24 protein-coding genes and 1 tRNA gene are annotated in these 24,411 nt (G+C 69.5%); 14 read left to right on the top strand and 11 right to left on the bottom strand.

Going from position 1 to position 24,411, the window contains the following annotated elements:
* Positions 1-30: 30 nt before the first annotated feature.
* The 3 genes from D451_RS0102440 to D451_RS0102450 all read right to left on the bottom strand — a co-directional run bounded on the left by D451_RS0102440 (position 31) and on the right by D451_RS0102450 (position 1,995).
* Positions 31-678, bottom strand: coding sequence for an SAF domain-containing protein (locus tag D451_RS0102440; protein ID WP_017533294.1), 648 nt, complete (start codon positions 676-678; stop codon positions 31-33).
* A 136-nt stretch (positions 679-814) separates the two neighbouring features.
* Positions 815-1,192 carry an FmdB family zinc ribbon protein gene (locus tag D451_RS0102445; protein ID WP_014910673.1) on the bottom strand — a complete coding sequence of 126 codons (378 nt, stop codon included), beginning with the start codon at positions 1,190-1,192 and terminating at the stop codon, positions 815-817.
* Positions 1,193-1,362: 170 nt separating this feature from the next.
* Positions 1,363-1,995: a 5-formyltetrahydrofolate cyclo-ligase gene (locus D451_RS0102450; RefSeq protein ID WP_017533295.1), complete on the bottom strand. Its 633-nt coding sequence runs from the start codon at positions 1,993-1,995 to the stop codon at positions 1,363-1,365.
* Between the two features lie 163 nt (positions 1,996-2,158).
* Here D451_RS0102450 and galU point away from each other — a divergent pair, with 163 nt between their 5' ends.
* The 10 genes from galU to D451_RS0102500 all read left to right on the top strand — a co-directional run bounded on the left by galU (position 2,159) and on the right by D451_RS0102500 (position 10,578).
* Positions 2,159-3,097 (top strand): UTP--glucose-1-phosphate uridylyltransferase GalU, encoded by a 939-nt coding sequence (gene galU / locus D451_RS0102455; protein WP_017533296.1) that lies wholly within the window; start codon positions 2,159-2,161, stop codon positions 3,095-3,097.
* Between the two features lie 125 nt (positions 3,098-3,222).
* The gene (glp, locus tag D451_RS0102460) at positions 3,223-4,443 is read left to right on the top strand and encodes a molybdotransferase-like divisome protein Glp (protein ID WP_017533297.1); all 1,221 of its coding nucleotides are present in this window, start codon (positions 3,223-3,225) and stop codon (positions 4,441-4,443) included.
* Positions 4,444-4,583: 140 nt separating this feature from the next.
* Positions 4,584-5,087 (top strand): cyclic pyranopterin monophosphate synthase MoaC, encoded by a 504-nt coding sequence (gene moaC / locus D451_RS0102465; RefSeq protein WP_026124763.1) that lies wholly within the window; start codon positions 4,584-4,586, stop codon positions 5,085-5,087.
* Positions 5,088-5,115: 28 nt separating this feature from the next.
* Positions 5,116-5,610: a MogA/MoaB family molybdenum cofactor biosynthesis protein gene (locus D451_RS0102470; RefSeq protein WP_014909347.1), complete on the top strand. Its 495-nt coding sequence runs from the start codon at positions 5,116-5,118 to the stop codon at positions 5,608-5,610.
* 238 nt (positions 5,611-5,848) lie between these two features.
* The gene (locus D451_RS0102475) at positions 5,849-6,568 is read left to right on the top strand and encodes a GNAT family N-acetyltransferase (protein WP_014908406.1); all 720 of its coding nucleotides are present in this window, start codon (positions 5,849-5,851) and stop codon (positions 6,566-6,568) included.
* A gap of 404 nt (positions 6,569-6,972) precedes the next feature.
* Positions 6,973-7,608 (top strand): divisome protein SepX/GlpR, encoded by a 636-nt coding sequence (gene sepX / locus D451_RS0102480; RefSeq protein WP_017533299.1) that lies wholly within the window; start codon positions 6,973-6,975, stop codon positions 7,606-7,608.
* Positions 7,609-7,676: 68 nt separating this feature from the next.
* Positions 7,677-7,750 (top strand) — tRNA-Ala (locus tag D451_RS0102485).
* A gap of 325 nt (positions 7,751-8,075) precedes the next feature.
* On the top strand, positions 8,076-8,678 hold the full coding sequence (locus tag D451_RS0102490; RefSeq protein ID WP_017533300.1) for a TetR/AcrR family transcriptional regulator: 603 nt from the start codon (positions 8,076-8,078) through the stop codon (positions 8,676-8,678).
* A gap of 5 nt (positions 8,679-8,683) precedes the next feature.
* Entirely contained in the window at positions 8,684-9,097 is a 414-nt protein-coding gene (locus tag D451_RS0102495) for a hypothetical protein (RefSeq protein WP_026124765.1), read from the top strand.
* A 995-nt stretch (positions 9,098-10,092) separates the two neighbouring features.
* A complete protein-coding gene (locus D451_RS0102500) occupies positions 10,093-10,578 on the top strand; it encodes a hypothetical protein (protein ID WP_152472774.1) in 486 nt (161 codons plus the stop codon).
* 13 nt (positions 10,579-10,591) lie between these two features.
* Here the strand turns inward: D451_RS0102500 and D451_RS0102505 are convergent, their stop codons facing one another.
* The 3 genes from D451_RS0102505 to D451_RS0102515 form a co-directional block, all read right to left on the bottom strand.
* The gene (locus tag D451_RS0102505; protein WP_014909879.1) at positions 10,592-10,903 is read right to left on the bottom strand and encodes a sec-independent translocase; all 312 of its coding nucleotides are present in this window, start codon (positions 10,901-10,903) and stop codon (positions 10,592-10,594) included.
* Positions 10,904-11,063: 160 nt separating this feature from the next.
* Positions 11,064-11,267 (bottom strand): cold-shock protein, encoded by a 204-nt coding sequence (locus D451_RS0102510; RefSeq protein WP_014911107.1) that lies wholly within the window; start codon positions 11,265-11,267, stop codon positions 11,064-11,066.
* Between the two features lie 319 nt (positions 11,268-11,586).
* On the bottom strand, positions 11,587-13,224 hold the full coding sequence (locus tag D451_RS0102515; RefSeq protein ID WP_014908351.1) for a dolichyl-phosphate-mannose--protein mannosyltransferase: 1,638 nt from the start codon (positions 13,222-13,224) through the stop codon (positions 11,587-11,589).
* A gap of 112 nt (positions 13,225-13,336) precedes the next feature.
* Here D451_RS0102515 and rsmI point away from each other — a divergent pair, with 112 nt between their 5' ends.
* Positions 13,337-14,212 carry a 16S rRNA (cytidine(1402)-2'-O)-methyltransferase gene (gene rsmI, locus D451_RS0102520; RefSeq protein ID WP_017533303.1) on the top strand — a complete coding sequence of 292 codons (876 nt, stop codon included), beginning with the start codon at positions 13,337-13,339 and terminating at the stop codon, positions 14,210-14,212.
* 101 nt (positions 14,213-14,313) lie between these two features.
* A complete protein-coding gene (locus D451_RS0102525; RefSeq protein WP_017533304.1) occupies positions 14,314-14,988 on the top strand; it encodes an AIM24 family protein in 675 nt (224 codons plus the stop codon).
* 120 nt (positions 14,989-15,108) lie between these two features.
* Here the strand turns inward: D451_RS0102525 and secD are convergent, their stop codons facing one another.
* Entirely contained in the window at positions 15,109-17,745 is a 2,637-nt protein-coding gene (gene secD / locus D451_RS0102530) for a protein translocase subunit SecD (RefSeq protein WP_017533305.1), read from the bottom strand.
* Positions 17,746-17,815: 70 nt separating this feature from the next.
* Positions 17,816-18,295, bottom strand: a complete 480-nt coding sequence (locus D451_RS0102535) for a hypothetical protein (protein ID WP_017533306.1) — start codon at positions 18,293-18,295, stop codon at positions 17,816-17,818.
* Positions 18,296-18,546: 251 nt separating this feature from the next.
* On the opposite strand from D451_RS0102535, the gene metG reads away from it, so the two are divergent.
* Positions 18,547-20,364, top strand: coding sequence for a methionine--tRNA ligase (metG, locus tag D451_RS0102540; protein WP_014912906.1), 1,818 nt, complete (start codon positions 18,547-18,549; stop codon positions 20,362-20,364).
* A 57-nt stretch (positions 20,365-20,421) separates the two neighbouring features.
* Here metG and D451_RS0102545 read toward each other — a convergent pair whose 3' ends face one another.
* Entirely contained in the window at positions 20,422-20,835 is a 414-nt protein-coding gene (locus D451_RS0102545) for a GntR family transcriptional regulator (RefSeq protein ID WP_017533307.1), read from the bottom strand.
* Positions 20,832-22,007 carry a hypothetical protein gene (locus D451_RS0102550; RefSeq protein WP_017533308.1) on the bottom strand — a complete coding sequence of 392 codons (1,176 nt, stop codon included), beginning with the start codon at positions 22,005-22,007 and terminating at the stop codon, positions 20,832-20,834. The genes D451_RS0102545 and D451_RS0102550 overlap by 4 nt, the downstream gene beginning before the upstream one ends.
* 146 nt (positions 22,008-22,153) lie before the next feature.
* Between D451_RS0102550 and D451_RS0102555 the strand changes: the two genes are divergently transcribed.
* Positions 22,154-23,077 (top strand): TatD family hydrolase, encoded by a 924-nt coding sequence (locus tag D451_RS0102555; protein ID WP_017533309.1) that lies wholly within the window; start codon positions 22,154-22,156, stop codon positions 23,075-23,077.
* Positions 23,078-23,100: 23 nt separating this feature from the next.
* Here the strand turns inward: D451_RS0102555 and rsgA are convergent, their stop codons facing one another.
* Positions 23,101-24,222 (bottom strand): ribosome small subunit-dependent GTPase A, encoded by a 1,122-nt coding sequence (gene rsgA / locus D451_RS0102560; RefSeq protein WP_017533310.1) that lies wholly within the window; start codon positions 24,220-24,222, stop codon positions 23,101-23,103.
* Positions 24,223-24,411: the final 189 nt, after the last annotated feature.

Consider the following 24,411-nt stretch of genomic DNA (forward strand, 5'->3'; position numbering starts at 1 on the left):
GGGACAGCTTTCACCACCTTTGGTCATCGGTCAACCGCGGATGGTGACGGACAGTCGTGAAGTGGTCGCGTGTCCGGCCAGGAGGCGGGCCTCGCCCGGGGTGGCGGCGATGAGGATGAGCGCCCCGCCCTCCCCACCGGAGCCCTCCTCGGGTATTGAGAGCACGGGGCGGTCCTCGACCACCTCGGTCGCCGGCCCCGGGCGCGAGGACGGGCTCGAGAGGTCGTCGCCCCCTCGGGCGGCCAGGACGTCCACCCGGCTGCCGGGGGAGAGCAGTGACACCGCCCCGGGGTCGGAGACCCGGACCGGGACGGCGACCAGGCCGGGACCGTAGGGGAGGGCCGGAGGGTCTCTCAGGCGGGCGTCGGTCAGTACCTCACCGGCCCGCACCGGGGCGTTGGGCGTCAGTCCGGCGGCCCGGCCTCCGGGCCGGAGCGAGCCCTCGGGGAGAAGATGGTCGGGCAGCTCCCGGGTGTCGAGGTCGGTCTCGGTCAGGGGAGCGGAGGCGTCCAGATCGTGGGCGGCGACCAGGACCTCGGTGACGGGCTCGGGAAGGGGACGGAGGACGAGCACGGCGCAGATCGCGGCGAGCGCGGTCAGCAGCGCCGCCACGAGGCGCCGATACCGCTCCAGGAGTCGGAGAAGGCCGCGACGGTGGCGGTAGGGGGTATCGGCCATACCTCCAACGCTAGAACGGCGAAGGGCGGTCGGGGCGGTTGTCCACAGGGTGGATCTCCGGCCGTCGGGTTCCCGGACACACGAAAGCGCCGCCGAGGGGTCTCGGCGGCGCGGCCACGGTCAACGGTGCGGTGGCTCAGCTACCGCTCGCGCCACCACTGCCGGCGGTGGCGGTGGTGGAACCGGTGCTCTTGGTGCTGTTCGAGGAGTCCTTGGCCGCCCCGGAGGCGCTTCCGGAATCGGTGGACCCGGTGGCGGCACCGGACTTGGCGGTGTCGCCGGAGCCGCTGTCCTTGCTCTCGGAGGAGCCGGTCAGCGCCGAGCTGTTCGTGGTGCTCTTGCCGCTGTCGGTGCGGTAGAAGCCCGAACCCTTGAAGACGATCCCCACGGCCGAGTACACCTTGCGCAGGCGCCCCTCGCACTCGGGGCAGACCGTCAGAGAGTCGTCGCTGAAGCTCTGTACGACCTCCATCTGGGCGTCACACTCGGTGCACGCGTACTGATACGTAGGCACTGTTCCAAGTCCTCCTTGCCGGCACTCACGCCCGTTGACTGCTAAATAGTACGCGTTCGCCGACCAGGGCCGCGACAGCCCCTCGTCGACGTCGCGGAACGGAGGAGGGGAGCCGCGTGCCCGACCCCGTCGGGACACGGACGAAGACGTCAACGTTCCAGGTGGTCGGCTTAATCCCCGGTCGCCGTGGCAAGGGCCGGAAGGAGAGGGGTGAAGCGGAGCAGCCCCGCGCCCGGGCTCACCACCGCGTCCATCGGGCGATCGTGCGGTTCGGTGGGCACGGACTCGACGAGGCCCTCGTCGTGGACCAGGGCGAGGGCCGGGGCGTCCGGTCTCTTGTACTCCAGGGCGCGGTCGTACCAGCCGGCGCCCCGTCCCAGACGCATGCCGCGGCGGTCCACCGCCAGGGCCGGACAGATCACCAGGTCGGCCAGGCCGAGCGCCTCGGTGCCGCGGCGGGGGCCGCCGGGTTCGAGCAGGCCGTGTCCGGCGGGGACGAGGCTCTCGGGCCCCTCGTAATCGGCCCAGTCCATCGGACCGTCCGGTCGGAAGATCGGGAGCAACACCCGTGATCCCTCCCTCCACAGATCCTCCACCAGGCCTCGGGTGTCGGGTTCGCCGCCCACGGAGTAGTAGCAGGCGATGGTGCCGCCGAGGGGCGGAGCGGGCAGCCTCAGCAGGACGGAGCGGATCGCGGCCCCCGTGCGAGCGCGCTCCTCGGGGCTCCGCGCCCGGCGTGCGGAGAGGAGACGTTCCCGCAGCGCGCGCTTGTCGGATCGGCTCCGAGCGTTCGACTCACCCATGGGGCCAGTGTGACATCGTGCCGTCGGGGAGGGCGTTCGTCACCCCTTCGGTGAACCCAGGGTGGCGTTTTCGACGCCTTCACCCGAAAGGGCGGGGACTTCTCTCCGCCACGACCGGTGAGCCGCCGCGTGGACCTCGATATCTGCCCTAAAGTGCCTGTCCATGAGCGCCGACATCGACCGAACGCGACCCCTGTCCTCCGAGACCGTCACCAAGGCGGTCGTCCCGGCGGCCGGGCTGGGCACCCGCTTCCTGCCCGCGACCAAGGCCACCCCCAAGGAGATGCTGCCGATCGTGGACAAACCCGCGATCCAGTACGTGGTGGAGGAGGCGGTCGAATCGGGTCTTCACGACGTCCTCATGATCACCGGACGCAGTAAGCGTTCCATCGAGGACCACTTCGATCGGGCCTATGAGCTGGAGGAGGCCCTCGCGGCCAAGGGCGAGGAGGGCAAACTCCGCTCCGTCCGCGAGTCCAGCGACCTGGCCCAGGTCCACTACGTCCGCCAGGGGGAGCCTCGCGGGCTCGGGCACGCGGTCCTGTGCGCGGAGGCGCATGTGGGCGACAACCCCTTCGCGGTGCTCCTCGGCGACGACCTGATCGAGTCGGCGGACCTGCTGCGCCGCATGATCGAGGTCCGCCAGGAGCACGGCGGGAGCGTCGTCGCGCTCATGGAGGTGGAGCCCGAACAGGTCTCCCTCTACGGGTGCGCGGCGGTGGAGCCGACGGAGGAGGACGACGTCGTCACCGTCACCGATCTGGTCGAGAAGCCCTCCCAGGAGGAGGCGCCCAGCCGCTGGGCGATCATCGGCCGTTACATCTGCGACCCCGAGGTCTTCTCCGTTCTGCACCGCACCCCGCCCGGCCGCGGCGGCGAGATCCAGCTGACCGACGCCCTGTTGGAGCTGGCCCGCACCAAGCCCGAGGACGGGGGCGGTGTGCGAGGTGTCCTGTTGCGCGGGCGCCGCTACGACACGGGGAACAAGGCCGACTACATCCGCACGGTGGTGGACTTCGCCTGCCGCCGTCCCGACCTGGCCGAGGAGCTCCTGCCCTGGCTGCGCGAGTTCGTGGACCGTCAGGGTGAAGGGCGCGTCTGACCCGACCGACCGGGTGGGGGAGGGCCGGGTCCGGGCCCTCCCCGGCATGGATGGCCACAATGGGAGGGGAGCGTGTCCCGTGTGACGGAACGCTCCCAGTGAGTCTCACGACCCGGAAGGACCCCATGAAGAGCGTCGAACGGCACGTCTCCGATCTGCTGGAGCTGGTCTCCGTCCCCGAGGCGACGGAGCTCGACCTGCTCCGGGCCCACGGGACGGTGCTGGCCGAACCGGTGGTCTCCACCGTCTCCCTCCCGGGTTTCGACAACTCCTCGATGGACGGCTACGCGGTCCACTCCGCGGACCTGGACGCCGCCACCCCCACCTCCCCGGTCCGACTTCCGGTGGTGGCCGACATCCCGGCCGGCGACCCCTCTCCCGGGGCCATTCGCTCCGGCCTGTGCGCCCGGATCATGACCGGCGCCCCGATGCCCGAGGGCGCCGACGCCGTCGTCCCGGTCGAGTGGACCGACGGCGGGGCGGTCGAGGTCCTGATCGAACGTCCGACCGAGCCCGGGGCGTTCGTACGTCGCAGGGGCGAGGACGTGGAGGAGGGCGCGACGGTCCTGAGCGAGGGCGCCCTGGTCGGAGCGGGTGAGATGGGGGTGCTGGCCGCGGTGGGGCGTCGAACGGTCCCGGTCCGTCCCCGTCCCCGGGTGGTGGTGCTCTCGACCGGGGAGGAGCTGGTCGAACCGGGACACCCCCTCGGCCCGGGCCAGATCTACGAGTCGAACAGCTACATGATCGCGGCCGCGGCCAAGGAGGCCGGCTGTGAGGTGTACCGCCACGGCTTCGTCGGCGACGACCCGGAGAGCGTCCGGGACACGCTGGAGGGGCTGCTCGTCCGAGCCGACCTGGTCGTGACCACCGGTGGGGTCAGCATGGGCGCCTACGACGTGGTCAAGGAGGTGCTGAGCCGGCAGGGGACCGTCGAGTTCACCTCCGTGGCCGTGCAGCCCGGAAAACCACAGGGGTTCGGCGTCATCGGCCCGGACCGGACACCGATCATCACGCTCCCGGGCAACCCGGTCAGCGCCTTCGTCTCCTTCCACCTGTTCGTCCGTCCGGTGATCCAGAGGCTGCGCGGGCTCACCCCCGGACCTCTGCCGAGTGTGAGCGCCCGTCTGACGACCGACGTCACCTCGCCCAAGGGGCGCCGCTCCCACCTCCGGGCCGTGCTCGGCCCGGAGGGCGAGGGCGGACACACGGTCTCTCCGGCGGTCCGGCAGGGGTCGCACCAGCTCTCGGCCCTGGCCGACGCCGACGGTCTGCTGGTCGTCCCCGAGGAGACGACCGAACTCGCCGCCGGGGAGCTCGTCGAGGTCCTGCTCCTGCCCGGGCGCTGAGCCGGGGGAGGTCACGGGCTCCTGCGGGAAGTGGCGTCGCGAAGGAGTACGGTCGTCGTGGGGCGCGTCACCACGCGCCCGCCGCGGCCCGCCGTCCGGTGGGTCGTGCGCTTTGTACGCGAAGACGACGGGTGACCCCGATGACCGACACCCCGCAGCCCGAGGCGCATCCCTCGGGCCTCACGCACATCGACGAGTCCGGCGCCGCGCGCATGGTCGACGTCTCCGGCAAGCAGGTCGGAGCGCGCTCCGCCACGGCCACCGGGCGGGTCCTGCTCGCGGCCGAGGCCGTGGCCGCGCTGCGTGAGGGGGAGGTGCCCAAGGGGGACGCCCTCGCGGTCGCCCGCATCGCCGGGATCCAGGGGGCCAAGCGCACGCCCGACCTCGTTCCCCTGTGCCACCCGATCGCCGTGCACGGGGTCGATGTGGACCTGACGGTCGTGGACGAGGGGGTGGACATCACCGCCACGGTGCGTACCGCCGACCGTACGGGCGTCGAGATGGAGGCGCTCACCTGTGTGATGACGGCGGCGCTCGGACTGGTCGACATGGTCAAGGCGATCGATCCCGAGGCCGAGATCACCCGGGTCCGGGTCGAGGAGAAGGTCGGCGGCAAGAAGGGGCACTGGAGGCGTGGTGCCTGAACCGGCCGGGAGGATACACCGTGTCGCGGTGATCACGGCATCGAATCGTGCGGCGGCCGGGGTCTACCCGGATCGCTCCGGACCGGTCGTCGCGGACCGATTGCGGGCCATGGGGTGTTCCGTGCTGGGTCCCTGGGTGGTGCCGGACGGCCCTCCGGTCGGCGAGGCGCTCGTGCGCGCGTCGGACGAACGAGTGGACGCCGTGCTCACCACCGGGGGCACCGGACTCACCCCGCAGGACCGTACTCCCGAGGAGACCAGAGCTCTGCTGAGCTTCGAGATCCCCGGTGTGGCCGAGGCTCTGCGCTCCGCGGGTCGGGAGAAGGGGGTGCCCACGGCGATCCTCTCGCGTGGGCTCGCCGGGGTCGTGGAACGCGACGGTCACCGCATGATCGTCGTCAATCTCCCCGGGTCCCGGGGCGGTGTGAGCGACGGTATGGACGTGTTGGAACAGGTGCTGGGACACGCCATCGACCAGCTCGGCGGCGGCGATCACCCTCGGGTGAATGAGACCGGAGAATGACCGGAATCACATCCCGGGCATTCCGGTAGTAGAGAATTCCTTGACCTGAGACCGTCTTTCGGTGCTGGAGTGAATGGAGTTTAGAATCAGCCGATTCCTGTGTGGAGGGGGCGACGCCCGCCACCGCACACCTTCGGAGTGGAATACTGGAAGGTGTCACCGACGACGGGAGCAGGGGTGCGCCCAGGTCCGGTGTCGCATCCGCGCAGGGCGGTGCAGAGGGCCTCGGAGGGATGACGTGAATCGCAGACAGAGGTGGCCGGTCACCCTGCGGGAGGGGCCGATCGCGCTTCGTCCGCTGCGACTTCGCGACGCCCCCGAGCTACGGGACACCCGGGCCCGCAACGCCGAGTGGCTGCGTCCTTGGGAGCCGACCTATCCGGAGATGCCGCTGCGCACCACCGGTCTGGCCCCCTATGTCGCGATGATCCAGGCGATCCGTCGCGAGGCCCGACAGGGGTTGTCCATGCCGTGGGCGGTCACCTACGAGGAGCGCTTCGTCGGTCAGCTGACGATCGGTGCCATCGTGTGGGGTTCGGCCAGGTCGGCGCAGGTCGGTTACTGGATCGACAGCGCCCACGCGGGGCGCGGTATCACCCCGACGGCGGTCGCGCTGGCCGTCGATCACTCCTTCTTCCACGTCGGACTCCATCGGATCGAGGCCAACATCCGTCCCGAGAACCGTGCCAGCAGGCGTGTGGTCACCAAACTGGGCTTCCGAGACGAGGGCGTGCGCCGTAGACAGTTGCACATCGACGGGGCCTGGAGAGATCACATCTGCTACGCGCTCACCGCGGAGGAGGTCCCCCAGGGGGTCCTGCGCCGTTGGTACGACGGAACCCCTTCCGGGCCGTCCACAGAGGGTGGTTCCGGCCCTGGTTCCGCTTTGGGGCCACAGGGCCCGAACGGCGGCGGGGAACCACGCGATCCGGCGAGTCCGTACCCGAGGCCGAACTGAACATGACAGCATCACGGGTGCATCCGGAGTTTAAACCTCTCTTTAAGCACAATGCTTCATTACTTTGCGTTGAAATGGTGCTGCTCTATGCAGTCATGCCCTGACCTGGGCTTTCACTCCGGGAGGTGGAACGACCGAAACTGAGGGTCCACAATCTTGCGACACTCCGGGTGGAATGTGGCGCATTTATGGACACGGGGTCGTACCGTGCGGAACATAGACGCATTGACGATGCGGGCAACGCGTGGATATGGCGCACGGGATTCGATCCCGCCCCGACCGGGGGCAGGAACGATGTTCCTCCGGGGAACGTCTCTACTCCCGGAAGCAGGTCCAGCCACACGCGGCGCGGTGTCGACGAAGTGTCGATCAACGTTCAGTGGCCGTCATCGTGAGGAGGGGTGATGAGCAGCTCTCCTCTGTACCTCGCCATCGTGGTGGTCTGGCTCATAGTCCTCGTTCCGATGCTGTTGCGGAAGGATCCCGTGGACCCGGTCCACGAGGACGGTCGCAGGGAGGACGAGGAACCCGAGGAGCGGGACGAGGTCTCCGATCTCGTCGAGGACGACGAGGACCCGGACCTCACCGAGACCCGGGTGATGAGGCGTTCGGAGATCGACGACGTCGAAGACGACGAGGTCGAGGAGACGGGCCGGGACGAGGTCCCCGTGCTCCCCTCGCCCGTCCCGCGGGCCAGGGTCATCGCCCGTCGTCGCCGTCGCACCAGCGCGCTCACCCTGCTCACCGTCGCCACGATGGTGGCCGTCGCCTTCGGGCTCGGCCCCTGGTGGGTGATGGCTCCGCCGGTCCTGCTGCTCTCAGGGCACCTGGTCCTGCTGCGCGAGGCGGCCAAGGCCGACGCGGAACGTCGCCGGGCCTACCTGGCGGCACGACGGCGGGCCGCCGCGCGAGAGCGGGTGCACCGGGAGCGCGAGGCCCGCGAGGCCGAACGCGAGGCCGAGGTCATCGCCCTCAAGGAGCGACGCAGTCAGGTCTACGACCAGTACGCCGACGCCCGTCTCAGGGCGGCCGGCGACTGAGCCGGTCCGGGCGGGCGAAGGCACGTTCGGACCACCCGGACTTTCCTGCTAATGTTGATCTCGTCTTCGGGGCTGTGGCGCAGTCCGGTAGCGCACCTCGTTCGCATCGAGGGGGTCAGGGGTTCGAATCCCCTCAGCTCCACCGAAGAGAAGAGACCCGCGTGGTCGACGGAGGATCTCCGTCGCGCGCGGGTCTCTTCGTTCTACCCGAAGTGAGGTGGGGCCCGGTCTCGCGAGACCGGGCCCCACCTCGTGGGCGGTCCGAACGGGGTGTCGCTGTTCCCTGAGGCGGGAGTGCGTCCGGACCTGAGCCCCGAGTGTCACCGGCGAAGCGTCTATCCCCTGTCGCGGGGGCCGGTTCGTGGTCACCCTACCCGCGAAGTCGCCCGAAGTACCCGTCCTTCGGGTGTTCCGAGACGAACGCCTAAATCTTTACAGTGGCAACTTACCGGCGTATAGTTCCATCCATGGCAGACGGATACCACCACGGGAACCTGCGGGCCGCCGTTCTGGAACGGGCCGCCCGGGTCATCGAGGAGAAGGGGCCCTACGGCTTCAGCCTGCGTTCTCTGGCCACCGACCTGGGGGTCAGTCACACGGCCCCCCGTCACCACTTCGGCGACCGCCAGGGCGTGCTCAACGCGCTGGCGACCGAAGGGTTCGCGGAATTGGCCGAACGGTTGAGGGCGAGTGCGGGGGACGGAGGCGGCTTCCTGGAGTCGGGTGTCGCCTACGTCGGTTTCGCCGAGGACCGGCCGGCGCACTTCACCGTGATGTTCGAACCCTCGCTCCTCGATCTGGACGACGCCGAACTCGTCGCGGCCCGCAGATCCGCCTTCGCCGAACTGCGCTCCGGGGTGCGTTCTCTGGGCGAGGAGGTGACGGACGAGCCGGCCGCGATGGTGGCGGGCTGGTCGATCGTGCACGGGATCGCGACCCTGGCCCTCACCGGGAACCTGGACCGTTCCGGTGCGCGAGACCTGTTCGAGGGGGCCGATCTGTCGACCATCACCCGACGCAGTGCCGGGCTCCTGTTCGGTCCGTCGGGGCCCCCTGAATCGGAAGGATGACCGTCATGTCCGCCCCAGTGCTTCTCGTAGCGGGGATCGTCCTGCTCACCGTGGTCGGGATCGCTTATGGAGGTTCCTTCCTCCTGCGTGTGGTCGACGGGGGTTTCCCCGCCAACGATCTCCAGCGGTCCTATTTCCGTGCCGGGCACGCCCACGCCGGTGTACTGGTCATCCTGGGTCTCGTGGTGGCGATCCTGACGGATCAGCCCACCGTCCCCGGATGGGGCGCCACTCTGGGGCTTCTGGTGCTCCTGGCCGCCGTCCTGATGCCCGCCGGCTTCTTCCTCTCGGTGGTGGGCCGCGATCCCGCGAAGCCGAACGGGTTTCGCCTGTTGATCGGGGCGGGAGCCGCCTCCCTGGTCGTCGGGCTGGTCGGCGCGGGTATCGCGCTGATCCTCGCGGGGGCGGGCCTGGGCTGACGGGCCCGTCGGCCGACCCGTGGCTCGGAGGGGGCTGTTCGGGGTGCTCGTCGCGCCCTGGGCGGCCCCTCTTGTTTCATGGTGCTATGTGTCAAAAGTGACAGATCATACAAGGTTTAGTGTTTGTCCGTAATGAGTAACTATGAGAAGTAAGGGCGTGTCGCACCTCTGTGGCGAGTTCGTCGATTCGCTACGTAGCGTGATGACCATCTTCGGGTGAACAGTCTGAACAGTGGTGTTATATGACTGTTTTTCCGTATCGTCCCCCCGGGTATGCCGCCTGTTGACGTCGGAGCACGCGAGACGGCGCGAGGAAACCCGGACGTAGGGGACGAATCGCTGACTCCGAGCGACAATAGCGGGCTCGTTACTCATTGTTATGTCCGGATCCTTGGACTTTGCTCTTCGTGGGTCTTGTTTTTGCAGGTCACCGGGGATGGTGTCTTCTGGTTGATTCAATCAACTCCCGGTTGAACTGCGAAAACGTCGTGTTCTGTGACTATTCAGAACCCGGTGGTGCGACCATTGGTGTCCGCTGGGCCTTAGAATGATGAATATTCTTCTTCGGGTCTTGTGAAGCCCGCCGAGATAGGACATCTTGGTTCCGGGATGGGCTGGAAACACCGAGAAAGGTAGATGCCATGACCGCGTACGCGAAGAGCAGCAGCAAGAACAACGGCGGCTGGAGCTGGTGGTAACCGGCGCCGCCTGACGGTTCCGTAGGGGGAGCGCCTCCTTGTGGGGCCGTCGAGCACCGGGGCCCGATCGACCTGTGTCGGCGGGCCCTTTCGTATGCGATGAACCGGTGGGGCCGTTCTCGGCCGAAGGGATTTGACCGTTCGCCCCGGCGGGTAGGAGACCTTTACGTCCGACGGGCCGTGCACGGGTCCCGCCGATCCGAACCGAAGGGGCGATCAATACCAGTGTCCGATTCCCCCCGACAGCAGCCAGACGGATACAGGTCACCCGAGGAGACACACGGCGAGGGCGGATACGTGCCACCGGTGGAGCCACGGCCCGGCCCCGAGGAGAGGCCGCCCCCGCAAGGCTCCGAGAGCCGGGTGGAGCCCGTCCCGGGGCGCCCGGCGTCGACGATGGCGGGAGAGGGCTTCCGGCGCACGACCAGAGCCCGGAACAAGGTCATACGAGCCGAACGCGGCCGCGGTTTCTGGCACCTGGCCATCGGAACCGTGTTCTACGTGATGGTGGTCGGCGGCATGGCCGACTACGTCGAGCCGGGGACGCGGATCGGCGCCCACCTGGTTTTCTGGCTGCTCATCGGGCTCGGATTCTGGATCGCGGTGGCCCGTGAACGTCGTCACGACTGGGGGCCGCGCCCTCGATGGCCCTGGGCGGCGGCGGCCCTGGGCGGGGCGGTGGCGGTCGAGCTGCTCATCCTGACCATGGGTTCGCCCATGATCATCGTGGGCTCGGTGATCCTGCTGGCCCTGGGGTCGTTCTTCCTGATGCTGGTGGGCTGAGCGGGGGAGGGGCTCAGGTGGCCTCGTCGTCGAAGGGCGGACGCTTGCCGTTCAGGCGGGAGGCCGGCTTGGGCTCGTTCTCCTCCTCTTCCTCCCAGAAGTGCTTCTGGATGAAGCGCTTGGGGTTGAGGTCCTGGACGTCGAAGTCCTTGTACTCGGGGCCGAGCCCCGCCTTGATGTCGTTGGAGGCGGAGTTGGCCATGGTGCGGAGCTGGCGGAGGACGCGGCCCACCTGCTGGGCGGCCTTCGGGAGCTGGTCCGGGCCGAAGATCAACAGCCCGAGGAGCAGGAGGAGGACGAACTCCCCTCCACTGATGCCGAACATGTGATGTCCTCGCCTTCGGTGCTGACCGGCTTCAAGCAGGTTAACCGGTATCGCCACGCTTGGGTAACCGTGTCCCCCTCCAAGGCTCGAACGCCCCTGGTAACGGGGTCCGGCCCCCCGCTCGGGGGAGCGGAGGGCCGGGAAAACGCACGTGTGACGGTCAGACCGTTCGAACGTCCGCCGCCTGCGGGCCCTTCGGGCCCTGGATGATGTCGAACTCGACCTGCTGGTCCTCTTCCAGGTTCCGGAAGCCGGTGCCCGCGATCGCCGAGTAGTGCACGAACACGTCGGGCTGACCACCCTCGACGGCGATGAACCCGAAACCCTTCTCAGAGTTGAACCACTTCACGGTGCCCTGAGCCATGTGCTCTCCCTTGGGGACTACGACGGGGCCGCACCCTGCTGGCCCCGGGTCGCCGGGCGCCGCACCGAAGAAGGGACATCCCGAATCGATAAGCGCCCACGTGAAGTTCCGCGAGGCGCCTTGGGCATCCATGGAAACTACAACAGCAACCGGTTGCCGACAGTACCAGGGAGACCCGGGCCCTGCCGAGGCTTTTCCGCTGTGAATCCGCGATACCGAAGTGTCCTGTTTCGGCTACTCGAAACTGTTGATTTCCCGCCCTTGTGCCACTAATGGAGTTCGGTTCCGGGGAACGGTTTACGCCGTTCCCCGGAACGGATCATGAGGCGTCGCGTCCGTAGATCCATACGTCGAACCACAGCCGGTCTCCCCAGGTCTCCTCGGGAAGCGGATAGGCCGACAGAACCGGATAGAGGTAGGCGAAGTGGGCGATGATCAGGAGCACCACCACACCGAAGACCACGCCCCCCAACGCACGCGTATAGGGCGCGAAGCGTGGACTGTCGTCTCCGGCCCCCATCAACAGCCCCAGCGCCAGCACGATGCCCAGCACGAGGAAGGGCAGGATCGGCAGCGCGTAGAACAGGAACATCGGACGTTCGGGGTAGGCGAACCACGGTAGCCAGCCCGCGGCGACCGCGAGCAGTACCGCTCCGGCCCGCCAGTCGCGGAAGGTGATCCACCAGCCGAGCATCACGACCAGGGCGATGATGCTCACCCACCACACGATCGGGGTGCCGATGGAGACCACCGAGGTCACGCACTGTCCCTCGCCGCACCCGACGGCCTGGCCGTCGTAGTGGAACATCACCGGGGTGCGCATGATCAGCCATTCCCACGGCGCGGAGATGTAGGTGTGATCGCTGGTCAGGTTCTCGTGGAAGTTCATCATCCGGCCGTGGTAGTCGACCAGACTCCACAGGGCCTCGATCGGCTTCACCAGGAAACCGGGGATCCAGTCGGGGGCCATGCCGGCGGCGTACTGCCGGTTGTAGCCACCGCCGGTGATCAGCCAGCCGGTCCAGGAGACCAGGTAGACGATCCCGGCGACCACCACGGTCTGGAGGAAGGCGGGGATCGCGTCGTAGCCCAGCCAACGGCCGAAGGGGCGTCGCTGACCGACGCTGCGCCGCGCCCCGTAGTCCCAGGCGACGGTGAGCAGACCGAAGGCCGCCACGAAGAACAGGGCCGACCACTTGGTGCCGATCGCCAGACCGAAGCACAGACCGGCGGCCAAACGCCACCAGCGCATGCCGAGGGCGCCCACCATCGTCGTATCGACCCCGGCCTCCGCCAGGCGGACCAGCCGTTCCCTGGTCTTGTCCCGGTCGATGACCAGACAGGCGAACCCGGCCAGGATCCACAGCGTGAGGAAGATGTCCACCATGGCGATACGGCTCAGGGTGAAGTGCAGGCCGTCCAGGGCCAGGATCAGACCGGCGGTGCACCCCAGCAGGATCGAGCGGGTCATCCGTGTGGCCAACCGGACCAGGATGAGCACGGAGAACACCCCGGCGAGAGCGGAGGCCACCCGCCAACCCTCGGGGCTGACGGCCGTGCCGAAGGGCATCAGGCCCCACAGCTGGTCACCGAGGGCGATCATCCACTTGCCGACCGGCGGATGGACGATGAAGTCGCCGCCGCCGGTGAAGATGTTCGGATCGCCTTGGGCGAGCAGGGAGTCGGAGTTCTCCACCGTCTCGTGCTCGTAGCCGTGCGCCCAGAGCGCGAAGGCGTCCGTGGCGTAGTAGGTCTCGTCGAAGTAGATCCGGTCGGGCCGTCCGAGGTTGAAGAACCTCAGGGCTCCGGCGAAGAGCGCGACGATGACCGCCCCCGCCCACCCCACCCACCAGGGGCCGGGCATACGGGGGACGAAGCGGGAGCGGAGGTCGGAGGGCCGGGCCGCGGCCGGTGGGGTCGAGGGCTCGGCCTCGCTGGAAAGTGCGGTGGTGGTCATCTCGGCTCGTAGGTTGGGGTCAGAGATGGGGGTCCGTTGCGGACGGGCCGCGAAACCGGGTTTCGGTTGGGTCGCTCACGGCCAACCGTAGCGCGACAGGACGGGGATCACAGTGGTTGAGGGTGTTGACGGGACATGGCGCGTCGGGAGGCTCGTCCTGGCCGGGTTGCCCATCGGGAACCTGGAGGACGCGCCGCCCCGGCTTCTGCGCGCCTTGGAGGAGGCGCGCGTGATCGCGGCGGAGGACACCCGGCGGTTGAGGCAGTTCGCCTCCCGCGCCGGGATCCGCCTGGGCGGGGAGGCCGGTGCCCGCGTCGTGTCCTACTACGACGCGAACGAGAGCCGCCGGGGCGAGGAACTCCTCGCCGACATCCGCCGGGGCGAGGAGGTCCTGGTCGTCACCGACGCGGGGATGCCCGGGGTGTCCGACCCCGGCTACCGGTTGGCCGCGGCCTGCGCTGCGGAGGGTGTCCCCGTCACCGCGATCCCGGGCCCCTCGGCGGTGACCACCGCCCTGGTGGTCTCCGGACTGCCCACCGACCGATTCTGCTTCGAGGGCTTCCCCCCGCGCAAGGGCCTGAAGACGTACCTGGACGAGTTGGCGGGTGAGCGTCGCACGATGGTCTTCTTCGAGAGCCCGCACAGGATCGCCGCCACCTTGGAGGCGATGGCCGCGTCGTTCGGGGCCGAACGCAGGGCGGCGGTGTGCCGTGAGCTCACCAAGACCTACGAGGAGGTGCGCCGAGGCGGGTTGGGCGAGCTGGCCGAGTGGGCCGCGGACGGGGTCCGCGGTGAGATCTCGGTGGTGGTGGAGGGGGCCCGCCCCACCGCGGAGACGACGAGCGACGCCGACCTGGTCGCCGCCGTGTCCGCCCTGGAGGACGAGGGCATGCGTCGTAAGGAGGCGATCGCCCGGGTCGCCAAGGAGACAGGGGTCCCCAAGCGTCGGGTCTACGACCTCGCCCATGGGGTGGTGGAGGCCGAGTGAGCAGGGTGAGAACCGGGTAAAGCCTCGCGGGCGCCGGGAACCCCGAGACCTCCGGAGCGTCATATCCATCAGGCGATATAAGACGAGAAGAGGACGTCGTCATGCGTAGTGAGCTCTTTCAAGAGGCCCAGGAGATCCAGCAGCCCGGGATGAGGTTGCAGAACCGCAAGATGCTGAGGGTGGGCCTGGGCGCGGACGCGCACCGAGAGTTCTACGCCCGTCAGGGCTCGATGGTCGCCTACCAGGGCGCGATCGACTTCGCCTACCAGGGCGCCGGCAGCGTCGGTCGGTTCATGAAGAAGGCCTTCACCGGTGAGGGCCTGCCCCTGATGAAGGTCTCGGGACAGGGCGACGTGTTCCTGGCCCACGAGGCCTGGGACGTGCACCTCATCGACCTGGAGGAGGAGTCCCTCACGGTCAACGGGGCCAACGTCCTGGCCTTCGAACCCACGCTGGGCTGGGACATCAAGAGAATCCAGGGCTTCGGGGGGATGGTCTCCGGCGGTCTGTTCAACACGGTCTTCACCGGGCGCGGACGGGTGGCCGTGGCCTGCCATGGAGCGCCGGTGCTGCTCCGGGTCGACCAGCCGACCTTCGTCGACACCCAGGCCGCGGTCGCCTGGAGCAGCTCCCTCGAAGCCGGTATCCGCAGCACCGTCAAGGCCGGCGCGTTCATCGGCAGGGGCAGCGGCGAGGCCTTCCAGTTGGCGTTGGAGGGCCGGGGCTTCGTTCTCGTCCAGGCCTCCGAGGGAGCCCCGGCCCCCACCGGCGGCTGACCGGGACACCACGGACACGCAGGGGCCCCGATCCGAGTCCTCGGATCGGGGCCCCTGCGTGTCCTGCGGGCCGGAGCCTTCCGCCCCGGGCCGTCGAGGGCCCGGGGCGGACGACGTTCCCTAGACGACGGCGCCGTCGTCGGCGTCGCGGGCGGCCTTGGCCGCCACCTTCTGCTTCGCCTTGCGCTCCTTGAGCACGTGCGGCGGCGGGGTCTTGTCCCACTTCTGTAGGAAGATGGCGATCGGCACCGCGACGAACACGGTGGAGACCACACCGGTGGTCAGACCGACCAGCATCGCGATGGAGAAGTCCTGGAGCGAGGACCCACCGAGGAAGGTGAGGAAGCCCAGGATGATCCACGCGCCGACGGTCGTGTTCACCGTACGCGGCAGGGTGTTGATCACCGCGCGGTTGGCGATCTCGACGAACGAGGACTTCTCGTCCCTCGCCCATTCGTCTCGCACCCTGTCGAACACCACCACCGTGTCGTTGACCGTGAAGCCGATGACACTCAGGATCGCGGCGAGGAAGACCCCGTCGATGGGCTTGCCCAACCAGACGAACAGGCCGATGACGAGCACGATGTTGAACGCCAGCGACAGCATCGTGGACACACCGAAGGACCAGCGGAAACGCCAGGCCAGATAGATCATCTGGAGGGCCAGGGCCGCGCCGAGCGCGATCAACGCCCGGTTGCGCAGCTCGTCGCCCATGCTCGGGCCGATCAGCTCGTCGCTGACCAGTTCCACACCACCGGTCGCCTCGTCCAGGGCGTCGGCGATACCCGCCGCCTCGGGGTCGGAGATGTCACCGGTACGGACCGAGATGTCGCCGTCTCCGGCCTCCTGGACCACCGCGTTGTCGGCACCGGGGAAGTCCAGCCCGGAGATGACGTCGCGGGCCTCGTCCACCGAGATGTGATCGTCACCGGTGACCTCGTACTCCATGACACGACCACCGGTGAACTCCACGCCGAGGTTGGTGTCCCGCACCAGCGGGGCGGCGATCGCGGTGACCGTGATCAGGGCCGCGACGATCAGGCCGACGCGGCGGTAGTTCATGATCTGCGGGTTCTTCTCGACCATCCAGGAGCGGACCGCGCCGATCCGGCTGAGGCCGCTGACGGCGGGGTGCTTCTTGATGACCGCGCGACGCACGGCCCACTCCACGAACACGCGCGCGATGATCAGCGCGGAGATCATGGAGGCGATGGTGCCGATGCTCAGCGTCACACCGAAGCCCTGAATGGTTCCGGAGGCGAAGAAGAACAGCAGACCGGCGGCCAGGAACGTGGTGACGTTGGTGTCCAGAACGGCGCTCCAGGCCTTCTGGCCACCCTGGACGAACGCCTTCTCCAGGCTCGGCGGCACCGCGCGACGGCGACGTCGGGCCAGGGCCCCGGTCTCCTTACCCTCCTCGTCGGGGTCCTTGAGCCCGGCGGACTTGTTGGCCTCGTACGTCCGCTGTTGGCGTTGGTACTCCTCGCGCGCGCGTTCGAAGATCAGAACGTTCGCGTCGATGGCCATACCGATCGCCAACACGAAACCGGCCAGACCCGGAAGGGTCAACGTGGCCCCGATGGCGACCAGCGCTCCGTAGGCGATCAGGGTGTAGAAGGCCAGGGCGATCGAGGCCAGGAAGCCGACGAGCCGGTAGACCAGGGTGATGTACAGGGCGGTGAAGGCGATGCCCAGCACGGCCGCGATGGCGCTGGCCTGGATGGCGGCGGCGCCCAGGGTCGGGCCGACGGTCTGGCGCTGCACCTCGGTGACCGGCAGCGGCAGCGAACCGCCCTCGATCAGCACGGCCAGCTCGTTGGCGGTCTCGCTGGTGAAGTCACCGCTGATGGTGGTCTGGCCGCCGGCCATACCCACGTCACAGGCGGTCTCCGGGGTCACCTGGGGCGAGGAGATGATCTGGTCGTCCAGGACGATCGCCACACGCCGGCGCGGGTCGCCCTCCTGGAAACAGGCGGCCTGACCGGTGAGCTCCTGCCACTGATCGCGTCCCTCGCCGCGGAAACCGACGTTGACGACCCACTGGGCGCGGTTGACGCTGTCGAGCGCGGCGTCGGCGCTGGAGACCCGGTCGCCCTGGATGGCGGCGGCGCCCAACTGGAGCGCGGTGCCGTCCTGGTCGGGCAGGACCATCGCGACGTCCTCGGGGTTCTCCGCGGAGGGACCCGCGGGCGCCTGGGGCATGCCCCCGCCACCGCCCAGAAGGTCCTGGAGCTCATCGGGGGACATCTCCGCGGGGTCGCCGCCCTCGGCCGGAGCCTCTTCTCCGCCGTTCTCGGAGTCGGAGGGGGCACGCGCCTCGTCGGAGGGCGGGTTGGCGAAGTCGCCGCCGCCCTGGGGCGCCTGCACGCCCTGGCCGCCGGCCTCGCCCACGCCCAGGACGGGGTGGAAGGAGAGCTGGGCGGTCTGGCCGACGATCTGCGCCGCCTCGGCCGGGTCCTGCACGCCGGGAAGCTCGACGATGATGCGGTTCTCACCCGACCGGGACATGTTCGCCTCGGCGACACCGAGACGGTCGATGCGCTGACGCAGCACCTCGACGACCTTGTCGGTGTTCGCGGAGTCGGCCTTGGTGCCGTCGGGGCCGTCCTGGGTCTCCAGGACGATCTGGGTGCCGCCGCTCAGGTCGAGACCCAGACGGGGTGGGATGAACCACGCCGCGCCGAACGCGACGAGGATGACGAGAAGGGAGATGAGCGCGCGCAGCCAGCGCGCCCCCGCTCCCGTTTGACTGGACAAGGGGTGAACCTCTCACTGCGGATGGTGGGTACCGGTCGCGTGCCCGGCGGCGCCGGGTCCACCCGAGACGTTACGGGCGACCCTGGGCCGGAACGAGGACGCGAAGGTCCGACGTCGACGCGCTCGGGGCGGTCGACGGGACCGACCGGGGTGGTCGGAGGGTGGCGTGCGCGGTGAGAGGGGGCGCTCGGGTGGGCGGCAGACCCTCCGCCTCGACCTGTGGTGGTACGCGATCTTGGGAGGGAAGGGGCAACGGCCACCAGGGCTGGTCCCACACCGCCAGGCGCAGGGCGCACGGGGGGACGACATCGGGCAGGTCCCGCAGCATCGGCCGCTGGTCGCAGCCGGAGGCGACGGGGCCGAGGGCGACCGTCTGTGAGCCGAGGTAGGGCCCCACCTCCTGATCGGTGGAGGAGGAACCGGTGTCGGCGGTCTCCGCCGCGGAGTCGATCCGACCGATCTGCGGCGGAAGGCTCGCTTCGGCGCCCCCTGGCGGGTTCGAGGCCAGGGGGAGAGCCAGAACGACCAACAGCACCACGCCGGCGATCAACGAGGCGGTGCTTCGGGCAGGGCGGGGTAGGGCACGGGCAACCGTGGTGACCACCGCCTCGGACCGGGTTGGAGGGTCGTACTGGTTCCGCCGGTACTCCGGTGGCACACGGCGGCGTTGAGCAGAGCATACGGGTAGGGGACCTCCCCGGGGAATCGCCGGTTCCGTCCCTGTGGACGAAGGCCCGTGAACACGCTGGACGAAGGGGAAACCGGTACGCGGACACCCCGCTCCGCCTTTAGTCTTGAGTCATGTCGTCGAAACGCCACATCCTGACCGCGGTCGCCTGGCCCTACGCCAACGGCCCGCGCCACATCGGCCACGTCTCCGGCTTCGGGGTCCCCTCCGACGTCTTCTCGCGCTTCCAGCGAATGTCGGGTCACGACGTGCTGATGGTCAGCGGCACCGACGAGCACGGCACCCCGATCCAGGTACTGGCCGACCAGGAGGGCGTGAGCGCCCGGGAACTGGCCGACCGCTACAACCGGATCATCGCCGAGGACCTGGTCGCCCTGGGCCTGTCCTACGACCTGTTCACCCGGACCACCACCGGCAACCACTACGCCGTCGCCCAAGAGCTGTTCACCACGCTCTACGACAACGGCTACGTCTTCACGCGCACCACCAAGGGCGCGATCTCCCCGTCCACCGGACGCACCCTGCCGGACCGCTACATCGAGGGCACCTGTCCCATCTGCGGCTACGACGGTGCCCGCGGTGACCAGTGCGACAACTGCGGCAACCAGCTCGACCCGATCGATCTGCTCTCCCCCCGGTCCCGGATCAACGGGGAGACCCCCGAGTTCGTGGACACCGAGCACTTCATGCTCGACCTGCCGGCCTTCGCCGACGTGCTCACCGAGTGGCTCAAGGGCAAGGAGGGCGAATGGCGTCCCAACGTCCTCAAGTTCTCCCTGAACCTGCTCGACGACCTCCAGCCCAGGGCCGTCACCCGTGACCTCAACTGGGGCGTGCCGATCCCGCTGGAGGGGTGGAGCGAGAACGCGAACAAGCGTCTCTACGTCTGGTTCGACGCGGTCATCGGCTACCTGTCCGCCTCCATCGAGTGGGCGCGTCGCGTGGGTGAGCCCGACGCCTGGAAGCGCTGGTGGCAGTCGCCGGACAGCGAGTCCTTCTACTTCATGGGCAAGGACAACATCGTCTTCCACTCGGTCATCTGGCCGTCCATCCTGCTCGGCGCGAGCGGCGGGGGCGACCGGGGCGGCGACGCCGGACCGCTGGGCGAGCTGAACGTCCCCACCGAGGTGGTCTCCAGCGAGTTCCTCACCATGGAGGGACAGAAGTTCTCCTCCTCGCGCCGCGTGGTGATCTACGTGCGCGACTTCCTGGAGCGCTACTCCGCCGACGCGCTGCGGTACTACATCATGGCCGCGGGCCCGGAGAACCAGGACACCGACTTCACCTGGGCCGAGTTCGTGCGGCGCAACAACGACGAGCTGGTGGCGGCCTGGGGCAACCTGGTCAACCGTTCCATCTCGATGGCGGCCAAGAACCTCGGCGAGATCCCCGCGGCGGGTGAGCTCACCGACGAGGACCGCGCGGTCCTGGCCGCCTCCGAGGAGGCCTTCGCCACGGTCGGGGCCCGCCTGGAGCGCTCGCAGTTCAAGGCCGGTCTCCAGGAGGCCATGCGCACCGTCGCCGAGGCCAACAAGTACATCTCCGACCAGGCTCCGTGGGCGCTCAAGAAGACCGACCCCGAGCGGATGGCCACCGTCCTGCACGTGGCCCTCCAGCTGGTCCAGGACGCCAACACCCTGCTCACCCCGTTCCTGCCGGCCGCGGCCAACAAGGTGTACGCGATGCTGGGCGGGACCGGCACCTGGACGGGCATGCCCCGTCTGGAGACCGGCCACGACACCATCGGCGGTTCCGAGGAGAAGGTGGACTATCCGGTGATCACCGGTGACTACGCCGACAACGTGGCGCGCTGGGGGTCGACGCCGATCGTCCCGGGCACCCCGCTGAACCGCCCCGAGCCGCTGTTCGCCAAGCTCGACCCCTCCGTGGTCGACGAGGAGCTGGCCCGCCTGGCCGGCCCCACCGAGTAGGGGCCTCGACGCTCAGGGCCCGGCCCCCCCGGGGTTTCTCCGGGGGCCGGGCCCTTTTCACGCCTCCGGCCCCCGTTCCCAATTCCGACGTACGGCGTCGAGGGCCTCGTCCAGAGTGCGGCCGAGCCGGAGGGCGTGCCCGATGTACTCCCGGGCGGCGGGGTCCAGGCTCGGTGAGGCCGGGGGCAGGGCCGTCGGGGCCCTCCCGAGGAGGGCGAGCGCCCGTTCCCGGGCATCGGCGGTGACCGAGGTCCCGTGCCGTCTCCGACTGGAGAGCACCCCTACGCCCTCCAGCTCCCGATAGGCGCGCGCGGCGGTATTGGGCGCCACACCGAGGTCGCCGGCGAGTTGTCGGATGGCGGGCAGGCGGGTCCCGGGGGGCAGCTCACCGGAGGCCACCAGGGCCAGGACCTGGCGACGGATCTGTTCGTAGGGCGGGAGCGGATCCCGTGAGTCCACCTCGACGATCATCGGGACGCCTCCGAAGACGTGATCGCCGGCGGTCGCCGGGACGAACGCAGAGGGGCGAGGGACCGACGCGCGGTCCGCAGGGTCACGGCCGCCCACACGAGGACACCGGCGACGGACAGGACGGTGCCGGCCAGGACCAGGAGCCCTCCCGGCTCGTAGGGGCCGGGAAGCCAGGCCCACGAATCGGGGCTCGTGTCCATGGGGTCGCACAGGGCCGGATCGACGGGCAGCACGGCGTGAGCGGCGCCGGGGACGAGGTCTCCGGCGAGGACGAGTTGCGCGCCGAGGACCGCGCCCACGGTGCGTCCGGCGGACAGCAGGCGCAGGGCCCGGTCCGCGTCGGGCTCCAAGGAGGCGATCGCGGGCCGTGCCGCGGCGACCAGGACTCCGATCACGCCCACGAGGGCGATCGCCGGGGCGATGACGCCGATCATGCCCAGAGCCACGGTGTCCTCGGCCTCGGAGATCCCGAGGGTGATGGAGGGGTGGCAGTCGGCGGCCCCGCCGGCCAGGTACTCGCCGCGGGCCACGACGAACCCGCCCACGGTCACGGCGGCGGTGGCCAGGAGGACCGTGACCGCGACACCGGGGGAGAGGAGCGCGCCCGGTCCACGCGGCCGCAGTTCGGCCCGCCGGACGCGGGACCTCAGCCTGAGCAGCAGGTTCGCGGAGAGGTCGCCGATCACGATCGAGGACAGGACGACGGCGATCAGGATGGAGGACATCGTCATGAACCCGTCGCCGCCACTGACGAGCAGGAGCGTGACCCCGGCCACCACGGTGGCCAGGAAGCCCAAGAGGGAGGCGGTGCACCAGCTTCGCGCGGTCGCCCCTTGATCGAGCGGTTTCCCGTGGGCCTCTTCAAGGAGGGAGGCCTCGCGTCGGGACCGTACGAGCAGGACGAGGCCGATGACCAGGATCACCACCAGCAGGGTGATGGTCGCCCACCCCCGGATTCCGGTGAGGTACTCGGCCGCGAGGACCGCGACGACGGCTCCGACCAGGAGGGGCACGGGTCCGGAACGGTTCCGGCCTTGGGGGGAACCGGCCCGGACGGTCCGTATGGGCAACGCGATGGCGAGCAGCGCGCCGACGAGGGCGATCCAGGGCAGAGCGGATCCGAGTGACGGGGCCAGGTGGTCGACGACCAGGGCGGGGGTGGGCTCCGGCATGGACGGGGTCCCTTCGTGGGGCGGGCCGGTGTTCATTGACTCAATGTATTAAATCATTGAGTCAATGAAGTGTCGATCCCCGGCGGATCCGCACCGCCGGCGCGCCTAGAATCACCACGACGACCGGCGAGAAGAAGGTGGGACACGTGGGCAAGCGCAGTGGCAAGGCGGTCGAGAAGCGCAACGCGCAGACGCCGCCACCGGCGCCCGAGGCACTGCGGGTGCGGGTGGCCGACAGCCACACCCACATGGACATGCAGACCCCCGAGGTGGAGGAGATCATCGCCGCGGCCGAGGCCGTGGGGGTGACCCCGCTGATCCAGGTCGGGGTGGACCTGCCCTCCTCGCGCTGGGCGGCCGAGATCGCCGCCGTCCACCCCGGAAAGGTCTGGGCCGCGGTCGCGCTGCACCCCAACGAGGCCCCCCGCGTCGTCCACGGGGACGGCGCCGAGGGTGTGGAGGCCGACGACACCGACTGGACGGGCAAGGCCCGCCCCGCCGGAGGGATCGAGGCCCTGGAGAAGGAACTCGCCGAGATCGACGCGCTGGCGGGTCTGGACCAGGTCGTCGCGATCGGCGAGACCGGGATGGACACCTTCCGGACCGGTCCCGAGGGCGCCCGGGCCCAGGAGGACTCCTTCCGCCGCCACATCGCCATCGCCAAGAGACACGGCAAGGCGCTGATGATCCACGATCGCGAGGCGCACGAGGACGTCCTGCGGATCCTGGAGGAGGAGGGCGCCCCCGAACGGGTGGTCTTCCACTGCTTCTCCGGAGACGCCGACATGGCCCGCGTCTGCGCCGAACGGGGCTACTTCATGAGCTTCGCCGGCAACGTCACCTTCGCCAGCGCCGAATCCCTGCGCGAGGCGGCCGCGGCGGCCCCGGCCGAGCTGATCCTGGTGGAGACCGACGCGCCCTTCCTCACACCCAAGCCCTACCGGGGACGCCCCAACGCCCCCTACCTGATCCCGATCACACTGCGCACGATCGCCGAGGTCAAGGGGATGGACGAGGACGGACTCGCGACGATCGTCGCCGAGAACGCCCGCCGGGCCTTCGGCCTCTGAGGCGAGGCCCGGACAGGCGCGCTCTACAGGCCGCCGCGCTTGTGCCGGGCGCTCTCACGGCCCTGACGGGTGAGCTTCTTCCACTCCCGCTTGCGCTCGGCGCGCAGGCGGACGTCGTTGCGGGTCCGGTTCCACTCGGCCTCGCGCCGGAGCCTGAACCAGCGCTCCAGCCGGGACGCGTCGAGTTCTCCCTCGTCGACGGCCCTGTTCACCGCGCAGCCGGGCTCGTTCCGATGCGAACAGTCCCGGAAGCGGCACAGGTCCACCAGGGCGTTGATGTCGGAGAAGGTGCGATCCACCCCCTCCTCGCCCCCGGGCACGTCGATCCGGCGGACGCCGGGGATGTCCAGGAACAGGGAGCCGCCGGGCATCGGGACGAGCCGACGGTGGGTGGTGGTGTGCCGTCCCCGACGGTCGTGGCGGATCGCTCCGGTGTCCATCACCTCGTGACCGGCCAGGGCGTTGAGCAGGCTGGACTTCCCGGCGCCCGAGGTGCCCAACAGCACCCAGGTACGACCGGGGAGCAGCCGTTCGGCCAACTCCGCCAGCCCGTCGCCGGTGTGCGCGCTCACCGCGTACACGTCGGGTCCCATGGTGACGGCCTCGACCAGCTCGACGACCTCGGGCAGTCGTTCCCCGGCGAGTTCGGACTTGGTGACGGCCACGACCGGGGCGGCGCCACTGGCCCAGGCGAGGCTGAGGAAGCGTTCCAGGCGGCCCACGTTGGGGCCCTGATCGGCGGCCTCGCAGATGAGGACCCCGTCGATGTTGGCGGCCAGGACCTGGTCGTGGGAGTCCTTGGCCACGCCCTGGCGGACCAGGGTTCCGGAACGTTCCAGGACGGCCTCGACCGTCCAAGAGTCGCCGGAGCGTCGAAGGGCGACCCAGTCGCCGCTGGTGGGAGAGGTGGATCGGTCGGTCTCGGCGGCCTTGCGGACCCGCGGTGACAGGTCGGCGGTGGCGGCCTCGGGCATGGCGACGCCCACCGAACCGCGTCGGGCCTCGGTGACCCGGGCCGGGCGGAGTTCGTGCGCGTCGGCCAGGGCGTCGAAGGCCTCGGCCGTTCGGGTGTTCCAGCCCAGAGGGGCCAGAGGGTGAAGGGTCCGGTTCTCGGGCAGGGTGGAACCGTATTCGTGGTGACTCACGTCGTCGCTTTTCTGTGCGTCGCGAGTCGTGGCCGCCGGATCCTCGAAGGAACGGGGCGGCGGCTCAGGACTCGCCGGTGGCGAAGGAAGGACTCTGGTGGGGGGTGGACACGAGAACGGGCATCGTGTGCTCCTCTCCGGTCGTTCGTTCGCCCGGCGATCCCGGGCTCGGTTCGGTCGACACTAGAT

It is taken from the genome of Nocardiopsis alba DSM 43377 (assembly GCF_000341225.1).
GTDB lineage: Bacteria > Actinomycetota > Actinomycetes > Streptosporangiales > Streptosporangiaceae > Nocardiopsis > Nocardiopsis alba.